General features: G+C 73.1%; 17 protein-coding genes. 8 read left to right on the top strand and 9 right to left on the bottom strand.

The window, feature by feature from the left end:
- Window positions 1-684, top strand: a 684-nt coding sequence (locus E4P40_RS28260) for a hypothetical protein (protein ID WP_209305441.1), incomplete at its 5' end; no start/stop codon positions are given.
- 116 nt (window positions 685-800) lie between these two features.
- On the opposite strand, the gene E4P40_RS20745 is transcribed toward E4P40_RS28260, so the two are convergent.
- The gene (locus E4P40_RS20745) at window positions 801-1,166 is read right to left on the bottom strand and encodes an SRPBCC family protein (RefSeq protein WP_135160373.1); all 366 of its coding nucleotides are present in this window, start codon (window positions 1,164-1,166) and stop codon (window positions 801-803) included.
- A gap of 71 nt (window positions 1,167-1,237) precedes the next feature.
- Complete coding sequence (locus E4P40_RS20740; RefSeq protein ID WP_167762323.1) at window positions 1,238-1,843, bottom strand: TetR/AcrR family transcriptional regulator; 606 nt, start codon at window positions 1,841-1,843, stop codon at window positions 1,238-1,240.
- A 61-nt stretch (window positions 1,844-1,904) separates the two neighbouring features.
- Between E4P40_RS20740 and E4P40_RS20735 the strand changes: the two genes are divergently transcribed.
- The 3 genes from E4P40_RS20735 (at window position 1,905) to E4P40_RS20725 (ending at window position 3,990) form a co-directional block, all read left to right on the top strand.
- Window positions 1,905-2,474, top strand: a complete 570-nt coding sequence (locus E4P40_RS20735; protein ID WP_135160371.1) for a hypothetical protein — start codon at window positions 1,905-1,907, stop codon at window positions 2,472-2,474.
- 50 nt (window positions 2,475-2,524) lie between these two features.
- A complete protein-coding gene (locus tag E4P40_RS20730) occupies window positions 2,525-2,962 on the top strand; it encodes an organic hydroperoxide resistance protein (protein ID WP_135160370.1) in 438 nt (145 codons plus the stop codon).
- 239 nt (window positions 2,963-3,201) lie between these two features.
- Entirely contained in the window at window positions 3,202-3,990 is a 789-nt protein-coding gene (locus E4P40_RS20725) for an enoyl-CoA hydratase/isomerase family protein (protein ID WP_135160369.1), read from the top strand.
- A gap of 218 nt (window positions 3,991-4,208) precedes the next feature.
- On the opposite strand, the gene E4P40_RS20720 is transcribed toward E4P40_RS20725, so the two are convergent.
- Entirely contained in the window at window positions 4,209-5,135 is a 927-nt protein-coding gene (locus tag E4P40_RS20720; protein WP_135160368.1) for a carboxymuconolactone decarboxylase family protein, read from the bottom strand.
- Window positions 5,136-5,211: 76 nt separating this feature from the next.
- Complete coding sequence (locus E4P40_RS20715) at window positions 5,212-6,498, bottom strand: hypothetical protein (RefSeq protein WP_135160367.1); 1,287 nt, start codon at window positions 6,496-6,498, stop codon at window positions 5,212-5,214.
- 163 nt (window positions 6,499-6,661) lie between these two features.
- On the opposite strand from E4P40_RS20715, the gene E4P40_RS20710 reads away from it, so the two are divergent.
- On the top strand, window positions 6,662-6,859 hold the full coding sequence (locus E4P40_RS20710; RefSeq protein ID WP_135160366.1) for a hypothetical protein: 198 nt from the start codon (window positions 6,662-6,664) through the stop codon (window positions 6,857-6,859).
- 48 nt (window positions 6,860-6,907) lie between these two features.
- Here the strand turns inward: E4P40_RS20710 and E4P40_RS20705 are convergent, their stop codons facing one another.
- Complete coding sequence (locus E4P40_RS20705) at window positions 6,908-9,109, bottom strand: MMPL family transporter (protein ID WP_135160365.1); 2,202 nt, start codon at window positions 9,107-9,109, stop codon at window positions 6,908-6,910.
- 111 nt (window positions 9,110-9,220) lie between these two features.
- On the opposite strand from E4P40_RS20705, the gene E4P40_RS20700 reads away from it, so the two are divergent.
- From E4P40_RS20700 to E4P40_RS20690, 3 genes are all read left to right on the top strand, one after another.
- A complete protein-coding gene (locus tag E4P40_RS20700) occupies window positions 9,221-9,979 on the top strand; it encodes a TetR/AcrR family transcriptional regulator (protein WP_135160364.1) in 759 nt (252 codons plus the stop codon).
- Between the two features lie 67 nt (window positions 9,980-10,046).
- On the top strand, window positions 10,047-11,018 hold the full coding sequence (locus E4P40_RS20695) for a ferritin-like domain-containing protein (RefSeq protein WP_135160363.1): 972 nt from the start codon (window positions 10,047-10,049) through the stop codon (window positions 11,016-11,018).
- 165 nt (window positions 11,019-11,183) lie between these two features.
- Complete coding sequence (locus E4P40_RS20690) at window positions 11,184-11,591, top strand: hypothetical protein (protein WP_135160362.1); 408 nt, start codon at window positions 11,184-11,186, stop codon at window positions 11,589-11,591.
- A 17-nt stretch (window positions 11,592-11,608) separates the two neighbouring features.
- Here E4P40_RS20690 and E4P40_RS20685 read toward each other — a convergent pair whose 3' ends face one another.
- The 4 genes from E4P40_RS20685 to E4P40_RS20670 form a co-directional block, all read right to left on the bottom strand.
- Window positions 11,609-12,229 carry a response regulator transcription factor gene (locus E4P40_RS20685; RefSeq protein ID WP_245160471.1) on the bottom strand — a complete coding sequence of 207 codons (621 nt, stop codon included), beginning with the start codon at window positions 12,227-12,229 and terminating at the stop codon, window positions 11,609-11,611.
- Window positions 12,226-14,187, bottom strand: coding sequence for a sensor histidine kinase (locus E4P40_RS20680; protein ID WP_135160361.1), 1,962 nt, complete (start codon window positions 14,185-14,187; stop codon window positions 12,226-12,228). Before E4P40_RS20680 ends, E4P40_RS20685 begins: the two co-directional genes overlap by 4 nt.
- A 41-nt stretch (window positions 14,188-14,228) precedes the next feature.
- Window positions 14,229-14,942 carry a hypothetical protein gene (locus tag E4P40_RS20675; RefSeq protein ID WP_135160360.1) on the bottom strand — a complete coding sequence of 238 codons (714 nt, stop codon included), beginning with the start codon at window positions 14,940-14,942 and terminating at the stop codon, window positions 14,229-14,231.
- Window positions 14,943-15,068: 126 nt separating this feature from the next.
- Window positions 15,069-15,350, bottom strand: coding sequence for a DUF427 domain-containing protein (locus E4P40_RS20670; RefSeq protein WP_135160359.1), 282 nt, complete (start codon window positions 15,348-15,350; stop codon window positions 15,069-15,071).
- Window positions 15,351-15,688 lie beyond the last annotated feature (338 nt).

Here is a 15,688-nt window from a genome sequence, read left to right as displayed (position 1 = left end):
CTTCGGTCGCCCAACCACAAGCTGACGACGCTGGCCAAGGCGGCCCGCCTCTCGACGGTCGACGCGCACGCCGCGCTCGCCGACGTCCGCACGGTCGCGGCGCTGATGCCCCGGATGCTCGGGACGTACGGCGAGCCGCTCCGCTTCCTGACCGGTACCCGGCCGATGCCGCAGCTGCCGCGCGACGTGCGGCCGAGCACCCGCGCGACCGAGCTGCGCAAGGGCGCCGACGGCTGGATGTCCTCGCTGATGTCGCGGCTGCCCGCGTCGGCGACCGAGGCGTCGGAGGCCGATGCCCAGCGCTACCTCGACGCCCTTGCCGACGCGCTGGAGGACGGCCGCATCCTCGGCGGCGAGGCGCAGATCCTGGCCCGGCTGGCCGGGTCCGCCGGTCTGGGCGCCGCCCAGGTCGCCACCCTGCACGGCGGGATCCTGGAGTACCTGCGGTCCGCGGCGCTCGCCGACTCGATCCTCACGACCGCCGAGATCCGGCAGCTGCGCACGACGGCGCACGGTCTGGGGTTGCCGGACTACTTCGACGACCTGAAGCCGACGTCCCCGGCCGACCTCGCCGCCGCCCGGGCCGTCGTCCCGACGCCTCGCGAGGTGCGGATCTGCACCCACTGCCGCCGGCCGGGCCACGACCGGGGCACCTGCAAGGAGTTCGCCCTCATCGGTCACTGACGCCGGGAGCCGGCGATCTCATCCGGGGCGGGGCGCCTCCGTGCCCTCGACGCGGGCCTTGAGCGCTGCGGTCATGGCGGTGAAGCCCGCCAGGCGGTGGCGGCTCAGGGGACGGATCAGTGCCGCTGCCAGCAGGCCACCGAAGCGGTCCTGCAACCACACGCGCACACCGCCGTCCTGGTCGACGAGGTGATGGTCTGCTCGACGTCGAAGAGACCGGGGATGCCCCACCTGTCGAGCCTGCTCCGATAGCGCAGCCGCCGGAGGGGGACCACCTCCAGCACCGTGGGCCGCAGTCGTGGCTGCAGGAGCGCACTCCCGGCGGGCACGGTGACGAGCAGCCTCGTCCCCTCGACGAAGGTCCCCTCGGCCTCGGTGACGAACGGGTTCCATTCCGCGTACGCGGGCAGGTCGGTGAGCACCTGCCACACGCGCTCGGGTGTGGCGTCGATGTCGACGAACGTCCGCAGGCCGGCGGCCATCGCAGTCAACTCCTGATGCTGGGCGCCCGGGGGCCTCACCGTAGGACGGCCGCTCCCCGATCGGGGCCTGCTCAGCGGCGCCGGATGCCCTCGGCGAGGCGGAGCACGACGGCGCGGGCGTCCTCGAAGGCCTTGGCCTGGTCCGCGGGTGCGGCGCCGGCGATCAGCATCGCCGCCGCCCCGACCACGGCGTGCACGATCCGGGCAGCGGCCTCGAGCGGCAGCGGGTCGATCTCGCCGGCCGCGATCAGCATCTCCACCAGCCCGACGACCATCTTGTAGCTGTGCAGCTCCTCGGCCGCGGACCACTCGGCGTAGGGGAGAGCGACCGCGGCCTCGCGCATGACCACGGCGCCGTAGACGGTGTTGCAGCACGCCTGCAGGAACGCGTCCAGTCCCGCGAGCGCGCCGTCCCAGGGGGTGCCCGCCGCGGCCACCGCCCGCCCGACCTCCTCCGTCGTCGCGGCCTCCAGGTCCTCCAGCACGGCGCGGAACAGGGCCTGCTTGCTGGCGAAGTGCCCGTACAGCGCGCCCTTGGTCACCCGCGCCCCCGCCGCGATCTCGTCGAGCGAGGTACGCGCGTAGCCGCGCTCGGCGAACAGGGCCGTGGCGCTCTCGAGCAGGGCCTGCCGCGTCGCCGCCGAGTACTCCTCGCGCCTCGACTTGACCCGTGTCACGACCGGGAGCATAGTCTGTACCGTCGGTATACGAGCTACCTTGAGTAGACGGGGAAGTGTCATGGAGGGCACGGACGGCACCGGAGCAGCACAGGAACGACGACAGAAGGCGCTGGCCCTGCGGGACCTCGCGCAGGCCGAGATCGGCTCCGACCGGACCGTGCGGTCCCCGGAGCTGGAAGCAGCACTCCACCTCTTCGGGACCGAGCGGGACCTCCTGCTCGCCGTGCACCAGCGATGGCAGGCAAACCTGCTCGCCCGGCTGGACCAGGCCCTGGAGTGCGGCACGGACGATCTGCACCGCGACGTCCTGGGGGCCGTCGACGAGCTCAGCCGGGCGCTGCCCGGCTTCGCCGAGCTGCTCCGGCAGCACGCCGACGACCCGGCGCTCGCCCGGGCCCGGCAGCGGCTGACCGCCTACGTCGAACAGGCGTGCACCTGCGAACGGCGGCACCCGCTCGTCGCCCCTGCGCCACGGACCACGCGATGCGCCGTCCTCCGCGTCGGCGCGACCGCCGCTCGGTGGGGACGCCGGATGGTCCGCCTCGCGGCGGACGGGAACCCGCGTGCCGAGCGGTCCGCTCGTCGGCAGCCTCGGCCACCGGTGGTCGTCGTCCCGCACCGCGCCTGACGCAGCGATCTGTCCCTGCCGTCCGTCCGGGCGGAGAGCACTCTGGCGGCATGAACATCCTGTACACCGCAGAGGCGACCGCAACGGGTGGGCGCGAGGGGCACGTGGCGACGTCCGACGGTGCCTTGACCGTCGACCTGGCCGTGCCCAAGGAGCTGGGCGGCCCGGGTGGGCGGGCGACGAACCCGGAGCAGCTGTTCGCCGCGGGCTACGCCGCCTGCTTCGACAACGCCATGATCAGGGTCGCCCGCCGGATGAAGCTGTCGACCGCCGGCTCCCGGGTGACGGCCCGCGTCGGGATCGGCGCGGTCGAGGGCGGGCGCTTCCAGCTCGCCGTCGAGCTCCTGGTCACGCTGCCCGAGGTGGAGGACGAGGCGCAGGCCCGCGCCGTGCTGGACGCCGCGCACCAGGTCTGCCCGTACTCCAACGCGACCCGCGGCAACATCGACGTGTCGGTGACCCTCGTGCCGGCACCCGACGTCGACTGAGAGGTCGCGGCCCGGTCACGTCCGGCGTTTCTGCGGCGTGGAAAGTGAGCAACACCGCAGAGTCGGCCTGCCCGACGCTCGACGACGTTGACGAGGAGACCGGCCAGTGATCACCGACGGAACCAGTTCCGCCACGCCCTGCGACGCGGGAGTGCACGTGCTGTGCTGCCACGACTGCCCCTGCGACTGCCACGAGAGCGACGAGTGAGCTAGGCCCTCGTGCCCGGGGTGCTGCGGTCGTGAGCAAGGCGCCGCGTCTCGAGTCCGGATTGATCGTCGAGGACCGCGGGCGCGTCCGCGTCCTCACCCTCGACCGGCCCGAGCGTCGCAACGCGCTCTCCACGCCGCTGCAGGCCGACCTCATCGAGCAGCTCCTCACGACCGCGGAGGACGGCGACGTCCGCGCGATCGTCCTCACCGGCAACGGTCCCGCCTTCTGCGCCGGCTTCGACCTCAAGGAGATCCGCGAGCGCGACCAGCGCGGCGAGCACTTCCGCCCGCCGATGAACCGGCCCACCCGGTCCCTGTTCGAGGTGGTCACCGAGACGCCGGTCCCGATCGTCGCGGCGCTCCAGGGCGCCGCCGTCGCCGGCGGGTTCGAGCTCGCGCTGGCATGCGACCTCCGGGTCGCCGCGCCCGGCATCACGCTCGGCCTGCCCGAGGCCACCATCGGCATGGGCGCCAACTTCGGCTCCGTCGTCCTGCCGAAGCGGATCCCCATGGGCATTGCCATGGAGATGCTGCTGATCGGCGACTACGTGACCAGCGAGGACGCCGAACGGTGGGGTCTGGTCAACCGGATCACCACCGACGTCCTCGCGACGGCCCTCCAGCTGGCCGAGCGGATCGCCGCCAACGCGCCGATCTCCGTCCGGCGGATGAAGGAGACCGCGGTCAAGGGCCTGGAGCTGCCGCTCTGGCAGGCGCTCCGCCTCGACGTCGGCCCGAATCCGTACCTCAGCGAGGACCGCAAGGAGGGCATCGCCGCCTACCTCGAGAAGCGCCCGCCCACGTGGACCGGCCGATAGGAATTGCCCTGACGCGGCGCGTCGCGGAGCTCCCCGGCATCATGGAAAGCGCTGGTCGTCGCGGTCATCTTCGGCCTCGTCTCACCGTTCCTGCTCAGCAACGAGGTCGGCCAGCTCTTCACTCTGGTGGGGCCGTTCATCTGGTTCCTGCATACGAATCGCGCGCTCAACGACTACTGGGCGAGCCTCGGCGCCCGGGAGTGACCCGCCTGGCCGGATCAGTGGGAATCGGCGACGGCCGAGAACCCCATCGGTCGGCCCTCGTCGTCGAACCGGAAGAAGCTGACGCCCTGCTCGTTGAGCGGCAGGTTCTCGGCTCCGTCGGTCCCCAGGGCCACCTTGACCTTCTGGGTGCTCCACTTCGAGACGTCCAGGCACAGCTCGGCCAGCTCGTCCTCGCTCAGGAGGGTGCGGGCGTGCTCCACCGCTGACGGCGAGAGGCTGCTGGGCATCGTGATGAGCGCGTCGGTGATCCGGAGCGCAGCCTTGACCCGGCCGTCCAGGTCGCTGGTCTCGTAGCGGTCCACGGCGGCGCTCATCGTGTCGTCGACCCCGGCCGCACGCGCGTCGACGAGGCGGAGGGTCCGGCACATCCGGCAGTTGTGCGTCCGGGCGCACCGCAGCCGGACGAGCTCGGTGACGACCGGGTCGAGCGAGCGACCGCGGACGACGGCGTCCGCGTAGTCGGCCACTGCCTCGCGCAACGCTGCGCCGGCGTCGTCGGAACGCCGGACCGGCGGCCGAGGCATCGCGACCTCCGGACCGTCGAACAGTCGCCCCGAGACCAGCTCGAGCCGCAGCCCGAACTCCGTCAGGAAGAACGCGCGGACGATGTTCTCCACGGTCTGCTCGTCGAAGTGCCGGCGCAGCGTGTCGCGCTCGGCCTCGCCGATGGCGGTCACGTCGAGGACGAACTGCTCGGCGAACTCGACGCACGCACGCACCGGCTCGCTGTCGGCGGTCGCCCGCTCCCCGTCCGGATGGCCCAGCAATGCCGCCGCGCGGGCGCGCATCGCGACGAGCAGGTCGGGGTCCACGGCGTCCCAGGCGCGCGCGTGGGCGACGTCGAACAGGCCGGTCGCCTCCGGGCGCAGGGCGCGCAGCCGTGGGGCCAGCCGGACTGCCTCGGTGGTCACGGCGCTCATGAGCTCTCTTCCTGAGCGGTCGGCGTCCCGGGAGTGAGCAGGGACGCTACTCCCGGGCGCAACCGGCCGTCACATGTCACGGCCCGACGATCCACAGCAGCTGGGTGTCCTCACGCGGGGTGTCGCACTCGCCGATGATCAGCGCGCCGTCCGGCGCGGGAAGCAGCGCGCGCACGTCCAGCCGCGGGGAGCACCCGAAGCGCACCGGCCCCGCGACGTCCCCGGTGACCAGGTCGATCGCCCGCACGCCCTCCTCGGCCGGCAGCAGCGACCACACCTGGGCCGGCTCGACGACCAGCGCGTAGGTGTAGATCCGGTCGTCGATCTGGGCCACCAGCGGGCCGGCGCCGCCCCCGTCGGGCACGGCGAGCACCCACCCGCCCTCGTCCACCTCCACCAGCAGGAACACCGTGCCGTCGGGAGTCGCCGACACCGCCTGCGTCTCCGCCCCCTCCGCCAGGTTCGTCGTCCGGACCGCGCCGCCGTCGGGCGCCAGGTCCGCGTCGAACGCCAGCAGGGTCGGGATGCGGGCTTCCTCGACGTCCGTGGGGGAGGCGTCGAAGACGATCGTCGCCCCGCCACCGGGCCGTGCCACCAGCCCGGCCAGCTGACGGCCCATCGGGTCCTGCGACGCGGCGCCCACGTCGTCGGCGAGGTCCTGTTCGGCGACCACCCGGCCGGTCGGGACGTCGACCGCGAACAGCTGTTCCCGCACGTCGTCGCGCACCTCCACGGTCGCGACGACGTACAGCGTCGGGCTGCCGGGCAGCATCGCCGAGCGACCGGTGGCCGAGACCGTGCCGTCCTCCAGCGGGATCAGCACCGTCGTCCGCACGTCGCCGCTCGACGGGTCGACCACCTGGATGCCGGGACCCGCCTCGTCGCCGTCGGCCACGAGACCGACGACCACGAGGTCGCCGTCCGTCAGCAGGTGCGATCCCCAGACGTCGGGCATCCGCGGCATGGGCACGGACTGCGTGATCCCGAACCCGTCCACCCCGGGCCCGACCGTCACCACCCGGTGCTCCAGATCCCGCTCGCGGGGGCTGAGCACGACGACGGCACCCCCCTCCGGCGTGGCGACCGCCGACACCGCCCGGGCGAACACTCCCGGCGTCGCCGCGGTCAGGTCGACCGTCGCCCGAAGCGAGGTGAGCGGGCCGAGGCTCGGCGTTCCACCTGCGGGCGGACCGGCGTACGCAGGCAGGTCGGTGGTCGCGTCGGTCGGGCGGCCCGGGAGGGCCTGGTCCGAGGAGGTCGGCGTCGGCTCGGGCGGCTCCTCTCCCGCGATGGGGCACCCGGCCGTCGCCAGGAGGACGGCGGCCGCGAGCCCGACGGCTGCGAGACGCTGCCGTCCGGTCATCGCCGAGGTCTAGCACGTATCCGGGCAGGTCCGCAGGCGCTCCTCGCAGATGACGGTCCGGTCACAGGTGGTCCCACGCGTCCGCAGAGTCGCGATTCCGGGGGTCGCGCCTGCGATGGTCCGTCCAGCGGGTCCACGGGGGACGCCCAGTCGAGGAGGCACCATGTCCTGCGCACACTGCAACGCCGTCGAGCAGCGGGGCCGTTACTGCGTCGGCTGCGGCAAGCTGCTCCCGCCGTCGCCCCTGCCCGCCCGCCGCGTCCGGCTCGCGCCCCGGCACCTCCTGGACGACGACACCCAGCCGGTGCTGCGGTTCGCCGTGCGGCCCCGGCCGCCGGTGCGCGAGGAGCAGTCCGTCTGATCGGCGCGGCTGGCGGGACCTCCCGGCCGGGAGGTCCCGCCGGCCGGCTCAGTGGGTGGCGGCGAGCTCGCGCGGCTCGGCCTGCGGTGCCGGTTCGCCGTCGGACTCCCGGATCCCGTACCGCTTGTACAGCCTGCGCAGGGGCCCGGGCGCGTACCAGTTGGCCCGGCCCAGCAGCCGCATGGTCGCGGGCACGAGCAGGATCCGCACGATCGTCGCGTCGACCACCACGGCGATCAGCATGGCGACGCCGATCATCTTGATGAAGGTGATCCCCGAGAGCGAGAACGCGCCGATCACCACGATCAGCAGGAGTGCGGCGCTGGTGATGATCCCGCCGGTCCGCTGCAGCCCGGTGGCGACCGCGGCCGTGTTGTCGCCGGTCAGGTCGTACTGCTCGCGGATCCGCGACATCAGGAAGACCTCGTAGTCCATCGAGAGCCCGAAGATGATCGCCAGCACCAGGATCGGCTGGGTGGCCTCGATGAACCCCGTGGGGGTGAAGTCCAGGAACCCGGAGAGGTTCCCGTCCTGGAAGATCCACACCAGCGCGCCGAACGAGGCACCGATCGAGAGCACGTTCATGATCAGCGCCTTGATCGGCAGGACGACCGAGCCGAAGGCCAGGAAGAGCAGCACGAACGTCGTCGCCACCACCATCAGCGCCATCCAGGGCAGCAGTGCCCCGAGGCTCTCCAGCAGGTCGGTGAGCACCGCGCTCTGCCCGCCGACCAGCACCTCGCCGCCCGCCGGGGCCGGCACGTCGCGGACCTCGTTGACCAGCGCCCGCGCCTCCTCGGCCACCGGGTCGCCGGCGTAGGCGATGGCCACGCGGGCGGTGTCCCCGGCCGCGCCGGTCACCGTCGCGGCGTCCACACCCGGGACGTCGGCCACCGCGTCGACGTAGGCCTGCAGCGCCGCGCCGCCCGCGGCGGAGTCGACGGCGTCCGGCAGCGTCACGATCGCCTCGATCGGGCCGGACGGGTCCTCGGGGAAGTCCGACCTGATCGTCTCCGCCACCACCCGGCTCTCGGTGCCGGCCGGCAGCGCCCGCTCGTCGATGCCGCCGAACTGCACGCGCAGGAAGGGGAGGGCGAGCGCGACGAGCAGTGCCACGGTGGCGACGGTGAAGACGATCGGACGGCGCATCACCACGTGCGCGATCCGGTACCAGGCGCCGGTGTTCTCCATCGGCGGCCCGGCGACCGGGCGCCGGAACACCCGCCGGAGCCACGGCCGCACCGACAGCGCGTCGACCTTCGGGCCGAGCATCGCCAGCAGCGCCGGCAGCAGCGTCAGGGCGGCGAGCATCGCGACCAGGACGGCGCTCATCCCGCCGAAGCCCATCGAGCGCAGGAACACCTGCGGGAAGATCAGCAGTCCGGCCAGCGAGATCGCGACGGTGATCCCCGAGACCGCGACGGTGCGCCCGGCCGTCGCCATCGTCCGCGCCAGCGCCGTCTCCACGTCCGGCTGCCGGCGGATCTCCTCCCGGAACCGGCTGACCATGAACAGGCCGTAGTCGATGGCGAGACCGAGGCCGATGATCGTCACGATGTTGACCGCGAAGATCGAGACGTCGGTCAGGTACGTGAAGCCGCGCAGGGCGGTGAAGGCCCCGAGGATCGCCGTCACGCCGATCGCCAGCGGCAGGCTGGCCGCCGCGACGCTGCCGAAGATGATGACCAGCAGCACCGCCAGGATGGGCAGCGAGATGCTCTCGGCGCGCGCGATGTCGGCGCTCACGCGCTCGTTGATGTCGCGGTTGATCGTCGTCCCGCCGCCGACCTGCGTCTCCAGGCCGGGGGCGGTGAGGTCCTCCTCGATCGCCTCGAGGGTGGTCTCGCGCTGGTCCTCGCCGCCGGCCAGGGTCAGGACGGCGTAGGTCGCGGTGCGGTCGTCGCTGACCAGCTGCGGGGCGCCGGTGCTCCAGAACGTGGTCGTCGCCTCGATGCCGTCTGCCGGCAGGGCGGCGAGGCTCTGCTCGACGGCCTCCGCGTAGGCCGGGTCGTCGACGGTCAGGTCGTCACCGGAGTAGAGGACGACGACGTCGCCGCCGCTGCGCCCGAGCTCGCGCTGGGCGACCTCCACCGCGCGCGAGCTGTCGCTGTCGGGATCCTCGAAACCGCCGCCGGTCATGGCGCCGAAGACGCCGGTGCCCCAGACGCCGGCGAACACGACGAAGGCCAGGGACAGCGCCACCACCCACCGGCGGCGCCGGTACATCACTCGACCGAGGGCCTCGAACATGGCTTCTCCAGTGCTGACGTCGAATCGGAGTGAACACTGTTAGCTAACAGCGATCACTGTGCATACGGTGTTTACTGGTGTCAAGAGGAATCGTCCGGGAGGTGGGAGTCGATGGCGGAAGCGCCTGTCGAACCAGTGAGCCGCCGCGACCGCGTCCGCGCCGACACCGTGCGCGAGATCAAGGAGACCGCCCGCCGGGTCCTCGTCGACCAGGGTGTCGACGGGCTGGCCCTGCGCGCGGTGGCCCGCGAGATGGGCATGACCGCGCCGGCGCTCTACCGCTACTTCAGCAGCCGCGAGGACCTGGTCGAGAACGTCGTCGCCGACCTCTACGACGAGCTGGTCGCCGTCCTCGAGGCCGCCCGGGACGACGCCCGCCCGGCGACGGCGCCCATCCAGCTGCTCGCCTGCAGCCGGGCCTTCCGGCGCTGGGCCATCACGCACCACGCGGAGTTCGGGCTGCTCTTCGGCAGTGCCGGCGACGGCGTCGTGCCCGAGCACGGAGTGCCCGGCCGCGACGAGAGCCCGGCGGAGCTCGCCGCGAAGCGGTTCGGCGCGGTGTTCGCCGTCCTGGTGGCGCAGATCTATGCCGAACGGGGCTTTGCGATCCCGGCCGACGACGAGATCGAGCCGCCGCTGCAGGAGCAGCTGCGCGCCTGGTGCGCGAAGTTCCCGGTGCAGCTGCCCCTGGGCGTCATGCAGGTCTTCCTCAGCTGCTGGATCCGGCTCTACGGCCTGGTCTGCATGGAGATCTTCGGGCACCTGAAGTTCGCCCTGGACGACGCCGGGCCCATGTTCGAGGCCGAGTTGCACGGCCTCGCCGCCGTCCTCGGCGTCACCGATGCGTACGCAGAGCTCGAGCGGGCGTGACGAGGCTCACTGCTAGCAATTCGCTTGCTGGAGTTAGCACTCGCGATCAGCCGGGCATGAAGAAGCCATGGCTCACAACACGAAGATCATCAACCAGTTGCGCGCCCTCGTCCTGCTCACGCAGACCGAGGAGCAGGTCGCACGGACGCGGATCTCCCAGGCCCGTACCGACGCCGTCCGTCGCGAGCTCACGCAGAACGCCGACAACGCTGCCGCCCGCAGCCTCGAGATCACCGAGGCGCTCCGATCCCTCGGCGGTGTCCCGGACGTCGTCACCCCGGCCGTCGGCCGTCTCGGCGCGATCCTCAAGGCCACCTTCGAGCAGGCGGCTCCCTTCGAGGAGGCGCTGCTGAGCGACCTGTCGCTCGAGCACCAGCTGCTCGACCGTGCCACCTACGTCAAGGTCCTCGCCGAGCAGGCCGAGGAGACCCAGGTGCGCCGGCTGGCCGAGAAGCTCATCGGCGCCCACGAGGCGACCGTCGAGTGGCTGACCGTCGTCCTCGCCGAGGAGGCCCTCGGTGGCCCCGCGGCGCTCGTCCCGACCCCGGTCCAGAAGGTCGCCGGTGGCGTGGCCCGCGCCGTCAACGCCCCCGTCCGCTTCTGGGCGAACACGGTGAACAACGCCGTGGACACCGTGAAGCACGCCGGTGAGGAGACCTCCGACCGCTTCTCCGCCGTCACCGACCGGGCGCAGCAGCTCACCGAGGCCGTCCGCGAGACCCTCACCGCCGGCCGCAGCGCCTCGCTGCGTCGCGCCGAGCAGGTCGCCCGCCGCAAGGGCAACAAGGACGCCGCCGACGCCGCCAGGTCCGCCCGCGAGGAGCTCGGCGACGTCTCCGCCGACGAGCTGCCGATCAAGAACTACGACCAGCTCTCGGTCGGCGACGCCGTGAAGGCCATCAAGGGCCTCAAGGAGCCGCACGACATCCGCGTGATCATCCGCTACGAGGAGACCCACAAGGGCCGGGCGAACGTGGCCAGCGCCGCACAGACCCAGCTCGCCTCGCTCGCCAAGGAGGCCGTGGGCGTCGACGCGTAAGCCTCACGCCCCGTGACGGAGGGCCCGCATCCCGGTTGACGGGGTGCGGGCCCTCCGTGCGTCCGCGTGCCCGCTCCGTAGCGCCGTGCCAGGTGGCGGCCACGTCACCGGCGTCACGCGGCGTGGGAGTTTGCCGCCCCGGGGCGGACGGGCAGGCTCGCAGGCATGAGCATCACCCCCGAGGCGCTGGAGCAGGAGTTCTCCCTGCCGACCGCCGCCACCCGCCTGGACTTCCTCAGCCGCCGCGACAACGGCCAGACCACCCTCAACACGGTTCGCGACGACGACGACGAGAACGGCTGGGCGTCGTTCCGGGACACCTCGCTGGACACCTACGAGGCGCTCGAGCTGCTCGCCCTCGGTGAGGTGGTCTCCCGGAAGGCCCACGACAGCCAGCTGATCGGCATCCGCGCGGCCCTGCGCGGGGGAGCGAGCTGGGAGCAGATCGCCGAGGCCCTCGGGGTCCCTCCCGAGTTCGCCTGGGACTCCTTCAACGAGGCCGTCGCCGAGCGGCTGGACGCCGACGCCGCAGCGGCCGCCCGGGACCTGGCCGGCGCCCGCCCCGGCCGCTGACCCCGAGGTGGCAGCTCCTAGCTGCGGTTGCGGGCCCGGAGCACCGCCTCGACGCGGTCCCGGGCCTGCAGCTTGGTGAGCACGTGCGAGACGTGGTTGGCCACCGTCTTCGTGCTCACCTCCAGCTCAGCGGCGATGCGGCGGTTGTCCCACCCCTCGGCCATCAGGGACAGCACCTGCGACTCACGGTCGGTCAGTTCCGGGAACGCCGGTGCAGGGGTGCGGTCGAGGGCAGCCAGCATCCGGCCGGCCACGGCCGCGCCGAACACCGCACCTCCGGTGGCCACCGCGCGGATCGCGGCGAGCAGCTCCTCCTGACCGGCGCCCTTGGGCACGTAGCCGCGTGCGCCTGCCCGCATCGCGGCCAGCACCGACTCGTCGTCGTCCAGCATGGACAGCACCAGGACGGCGCTGTCCGGGCACGCGCGGACGATCCGCCTGGTCGCCTCGAGCCCTGACGTCCCGGGCAGGTTCAGGTCCATCAGGACGACGTCGGGCCGGGTGAGCGTGGCCTCGCGCAACGCCGCGTCGCCGTCCGGCGCGGTGGCCACGACCGCGGTGTCCTCCACCGAGTCCAGCAGGCCACTGACCCCGGCGCGGAACAGCGGGTGGTCGTCGACGACCAGCACGCGGATCACGACGGGTTCCTCGGCAGGACCGCGCGCACCAGGGTGCCGCCGCCGGTGCGGGGGAGCAGCTCCAGGGAGCCGCCCAGCTCCTCGGCGCGCTCGCGCATGGTCTCCAGGCCCGAACCACGTCCGTCCCCGGCCCCCGGTCCACGCCCGTCGTCGGCGACGCTCACCACCAGCGACCCGTTCGCTCCGCAGACCGAGACGTCGCAGGTGTGCGCGCCGGAGTGCCGCAGCACGTTGGTCAACGCCTCCTGCACGATCCGGTACGCGGCCACCTCGACCGCCGCGGCCGGGGAGTCGGCGCTCTCGGTCACGAGGTGGACCTCCGGCCCGCCCGGGGGAGCCCGGTCGACGAGCCGCCGCAGGGCCTCCGCCAGTCCCCACTCGTCGAGCGAGACCGGCCGCAGCCCCTCGACCAGCCGCCGGACGTCGGCGATGGTCGCCTGGACGTCGCTGCGCATCTCCCTGAGCAGCGGATGGTCGCCCACGAGGTTGCGGGCGGTGTCGAGCTTGAGCGTCAGCCCGGCGAGCGAGGGGCCGAGGCCGTCGTGGAGGTCCCGCCGCAGCCGTCGGCGCTCCTCCTCGCGAGCGACGACGAGCCGTTCCCGCGAGCGCGCCAGGTCGGCGTGCAGCCGCGCGGCCTGGACGGCGGGCGCGAGGGCGCCGGCGAGCTCGCCCAGCACGGCCTCGTCCCTGCGCCGCCGCCGGCCGCCCCCCACGACGAGCTCGCCGACCGTCGTCCCCGCGTGGACGAGGGGAAGGCGCCGGACGTCGTCCGGCCGGGCGCCGCCGACGGCGGCGAGCGTGCCGCCGTCCGCGGTGACCACGGACAACGAGTCCAGGCGGAGGGACGCCAGCGTGTCCGCGAGGACGTCGGGCAGAGCGCCCTCGGGGGTGGTCGCCTGCTCCAGCCGGGCGTGCAGCGACCGGACGAGCGCCTGCGGGTCGTCCCACGCGCCGTAGGTGAGGCGGTTGACCCCGCGCTGGATCGCCTCGCGCAGGGGCTGGAACGCCACCGCCACCAGGGCGGTCGCGGCCCAGGGCAACCACCCCGCGCCGCGCTCGTTCAGCATCGCGCCGACGCCGGCGACCACCAGCACGTAGATGCCGGCCACCACGGCGGTCAGCAGGGCATAGAGCAGGGCGCGGTTGATCAGGAGGTCGACCTCGTACAGCCGGTGCTGCAGGACGGCGACGCCCACGGCCACCGGGAGCGCCACGACGGCGAGGGAGAACACCGGGGCGCCGAGGACGCCGGCCGCGAGGAGGACGGCGCCGGCGACGGCGACGACCAGGCCCAGGGCGAACCAGCCGACCTGCTGGCGCACCAGGGGGGTCCCCTGCCGCCAGCGGCTCGCCACCGACACCAGCCCGACGACCAGGCAGAGCGCACCCAGGCCGAAGGCCACCACGATGACCCCGTCGGCCACGAGATGGAGGTCCCGGGGGAGGCCGACGGGGTTGTCGGTGCCGGGGATCCGGTCGTCGTTGATGGTCGGCTGCAGGAAGATCCCGACGACGAAGAGACCGAGCGTCCCGACGGCGATGCGCAGCCAGACCCGCGCGGCCCCGGTCGCGCCGTCGGGGAAGACCAGCGGCAGGACGACGGCGAGGATCAGCCAGCCCAGGCCGCGCACCGTGAATGCCACCAGCAGCAGTGCGCGTGCGCCGGCGTCTGCCGGGTCGCCCGCCAGGTGCGCCACGAGCAACTCCACCGGGAGCAGGCCGACGCCGTAGGCGGCCCCTCCGGCCAGCAGGGCCCGGCCCACCGGCTGGCCGGGTCGGCTGGTCAGCACCAGGGCGCCGACCGTGCAGCAGGCGGCCACCACGAGGGTGTCGACGAGCCGGGCCTGTTGCTGCCCGAGGCCAGCACGCACGGCGACGACGGCCGCGGCGACCGCCGCGGCCGTCGCGCCCAGCGCGGTGGCCCACAGGAGGTACTGCACCGACCGAGGGGCAGGCACGGCGGAATCCTCGCGCACGGATCGCGCTGACGGGTGGTCGCTCAGCCCCGGTCCGACACCGGAACCGTCTCGGGCCGGCGCAGCATCCCGACCGACGCTGCGACGATCCAGGCGAGCGCGACGATGGAGGCGATGTCGGCCAGGCCGGTCTGGGCCACTGCCACGCCGGCCGCGAGGATCGTCCCGACGGCGACGGCAGACCACGACATCCACCGGGCGAGACGGCCCGTGGTCAGGCCACCGATGCCGAGCGCCGCCAGGAACCCGGCGAGGGCCAGCAGCGCCACGTAGTAGGTGAAGGCCCGCAGCGTGTTGAGGGCCACGATCGTCGAGGCGTCACCCCCGTGCGACCCGAGCCAGAGAGCGGCCGCACCGGCCGCCTGGCTCGGGGCGAGGCACAGCATGACGTAGCCGGCCCCGGACATCCGCGCGGTGGCCCCGAACACCTCACCCGGCGTGCCCGAGCCGCCCAGCCGGGACGTCATGGTCGCCATGAAGGGCAGGAGCGCCAGCAGGCCGGCGCACGAGAGCAGACCGCCGGTGAACGTCATCGTCTGATGCGGGTCGGAGTAGTAGCCGACGATCTTGGCCGTCGTATTCGTGTGGACGGCATCGCCCGGCGCCATCAGCGCGAAGCCGGCCAGGAGCAGGACGACGCCGGCGATGCCGAGTCCTGCCCCCACCCGGGTGGACCGGGGGACGTGGCCGTCCGTGGTGAGTCGGGTGGGCTGGGGTGTGGTGCGGGTCTGGGCCATGGGAATGTCCGCCTTCTGGACGTGGGATGCGCGGTGTGCGCGTGTCCCACGGTCCGGCGGAGCAGCGGCCGGGTCATGAGCCGTCGTCCCGACCCGGCCGGGAACTGCTCCCGGGGCGCCAGGAGATCAGCTGACCTCGACGCCTCGCCAGAACGCGACGCGGCCGGTGATCTCCTCGGCTGCCTTCTTCGGCTCCGGGTAGTACCAGGCGGCGTCGCGGTTGACCTGGCCGTCGACCTCGACGGAGTAGTAGGACGCCGTCCCCTTCCAGGGGCACCACGTGTGCGTGTCCGAGGGACGCAGGAGGTCCCGGCGCACGTCCGCGAGCGGGAAGTAGGCGTTGCCCTCGACGGTCACGATGTCGTCGGACTTCGCGATCACGGTGCCGTTCCAGGAGGCGGTGGTCATGCCTCCGTTGTACCTGTCACCAGCGGAGGGGGTACATCTCCCGCGACTGCGCCGTCCGGCAGGCCCGGCAGTGGCCCCAGGTGACGATGCTCAGCGGCGTGGTCGACGTCCCGCACTCGGGGCACTCGACGACGTCCTGCGAGTTCGCCCGCGCCTCGGTGATGTCCTTGGAGCGTTCCTCGTGGATCGACTGGTCCCCCCGGCAGGGGCAACCCAGGTGTGCTTCGGCGCAGCTTCCAGGCCTTGTGGCGACGGGGTGCCTCCTGCGGGATGAGATGTCCGTGCTGACGCTACTCAGGTGCGCCAGTCCCGCAGGCCCTCTCCGAGCCCCACGTCGA

Source organism: Blastococcus sp. CT_GayMR20, assembly GCF_004570345.1.
Note: the sequence above shows the minus strand (reverse complement) of the source record. Positions and strands in the feature narration are given on the sequence as shown.

Coding starts and splice junctions, on each gene's coding strand:
- E4P40_RS20745 (WP_135160373.1), bottom strand. CDS start 1,166: ATGGCCGCCGGCCTGCGGACGTTCGTCGACATCGACGCCACACCCGAG.
- E4P40_RS20735 (WP_135160371.1), top strand. CDS start 1,905: ATGGAGGGCACGGACGGCACCGGAGCAGCACAGGAACGACGACAGAAG.
- E4P40_RS20730 (WP_135160370.1), top strand. CDS start 2,525: ATGAACATCCTGTACACCGCAGAGGCGACCGCAACGGGTGGGCGCGAG.
- E4P40_RS20720 (WP_135160368.1), bottom strand. CDS start 5,135: ATGAGCGCCGTGACCACCGAGGCAGTCCGGCTGGCCCCACGGCTGCGC.
- E4P40_RS20715 (WP_135160367.1), bottom strand. CDS start 6,498: ATGACCGGACGGCAGCGTCTCGCAGCCGTCGGGCTCGCGGCCGCCGTC.
- E4P40_RS20710 (WP_135160366.1), top strand. CDS start 6,662: ATGTCCTGCGCACACTGCAACGCCGTCGAGCAGCGGGGCCGTTACTGC.
- E4P40_RS20705 (WP_135160365.1), bottom strand. CDS start 9,109: ATGTTCGAGGCCCTCGGTCGAGTGATGTACCGGCGCCGCCGGTGGGTG.
- E4P40_RS20700 (WP_135160364.1), top strand. CDS start 9,221: ATGGCGGAAGCGCCTGTCGAACCAGTGAGCCGCCGCGACCGCGTCCGC.
- E4P40_RS20695 (WP_135160363.1), top strand. CDS start 10,047: ATGGCTCACAACACGAAGATCATCAACCAGTTGCGCGCCCTCGTCCTG.
- E4P40_RS20690 (WP_135160362.1), top strand. CDS start 11,184: ATGAGCATCACCCCCGAGGCGCTGGAGCAGGAGTTCTCCCTGCCGACC.
- E4P40_RS20675 (WP_135160360.1), bottom strand. CDS start 14,942: ATGGCCCAGACCCGCACCACACCCCAGCCCACCCGACTCACCACGGAC.
- E4P40_RS20670 (WP_135160359.1), bottom strand. CDS start 15,350: ATGACCACCGCCTCCTGGAACGGCACCGTGATCGCGAAGTCCGACGAC.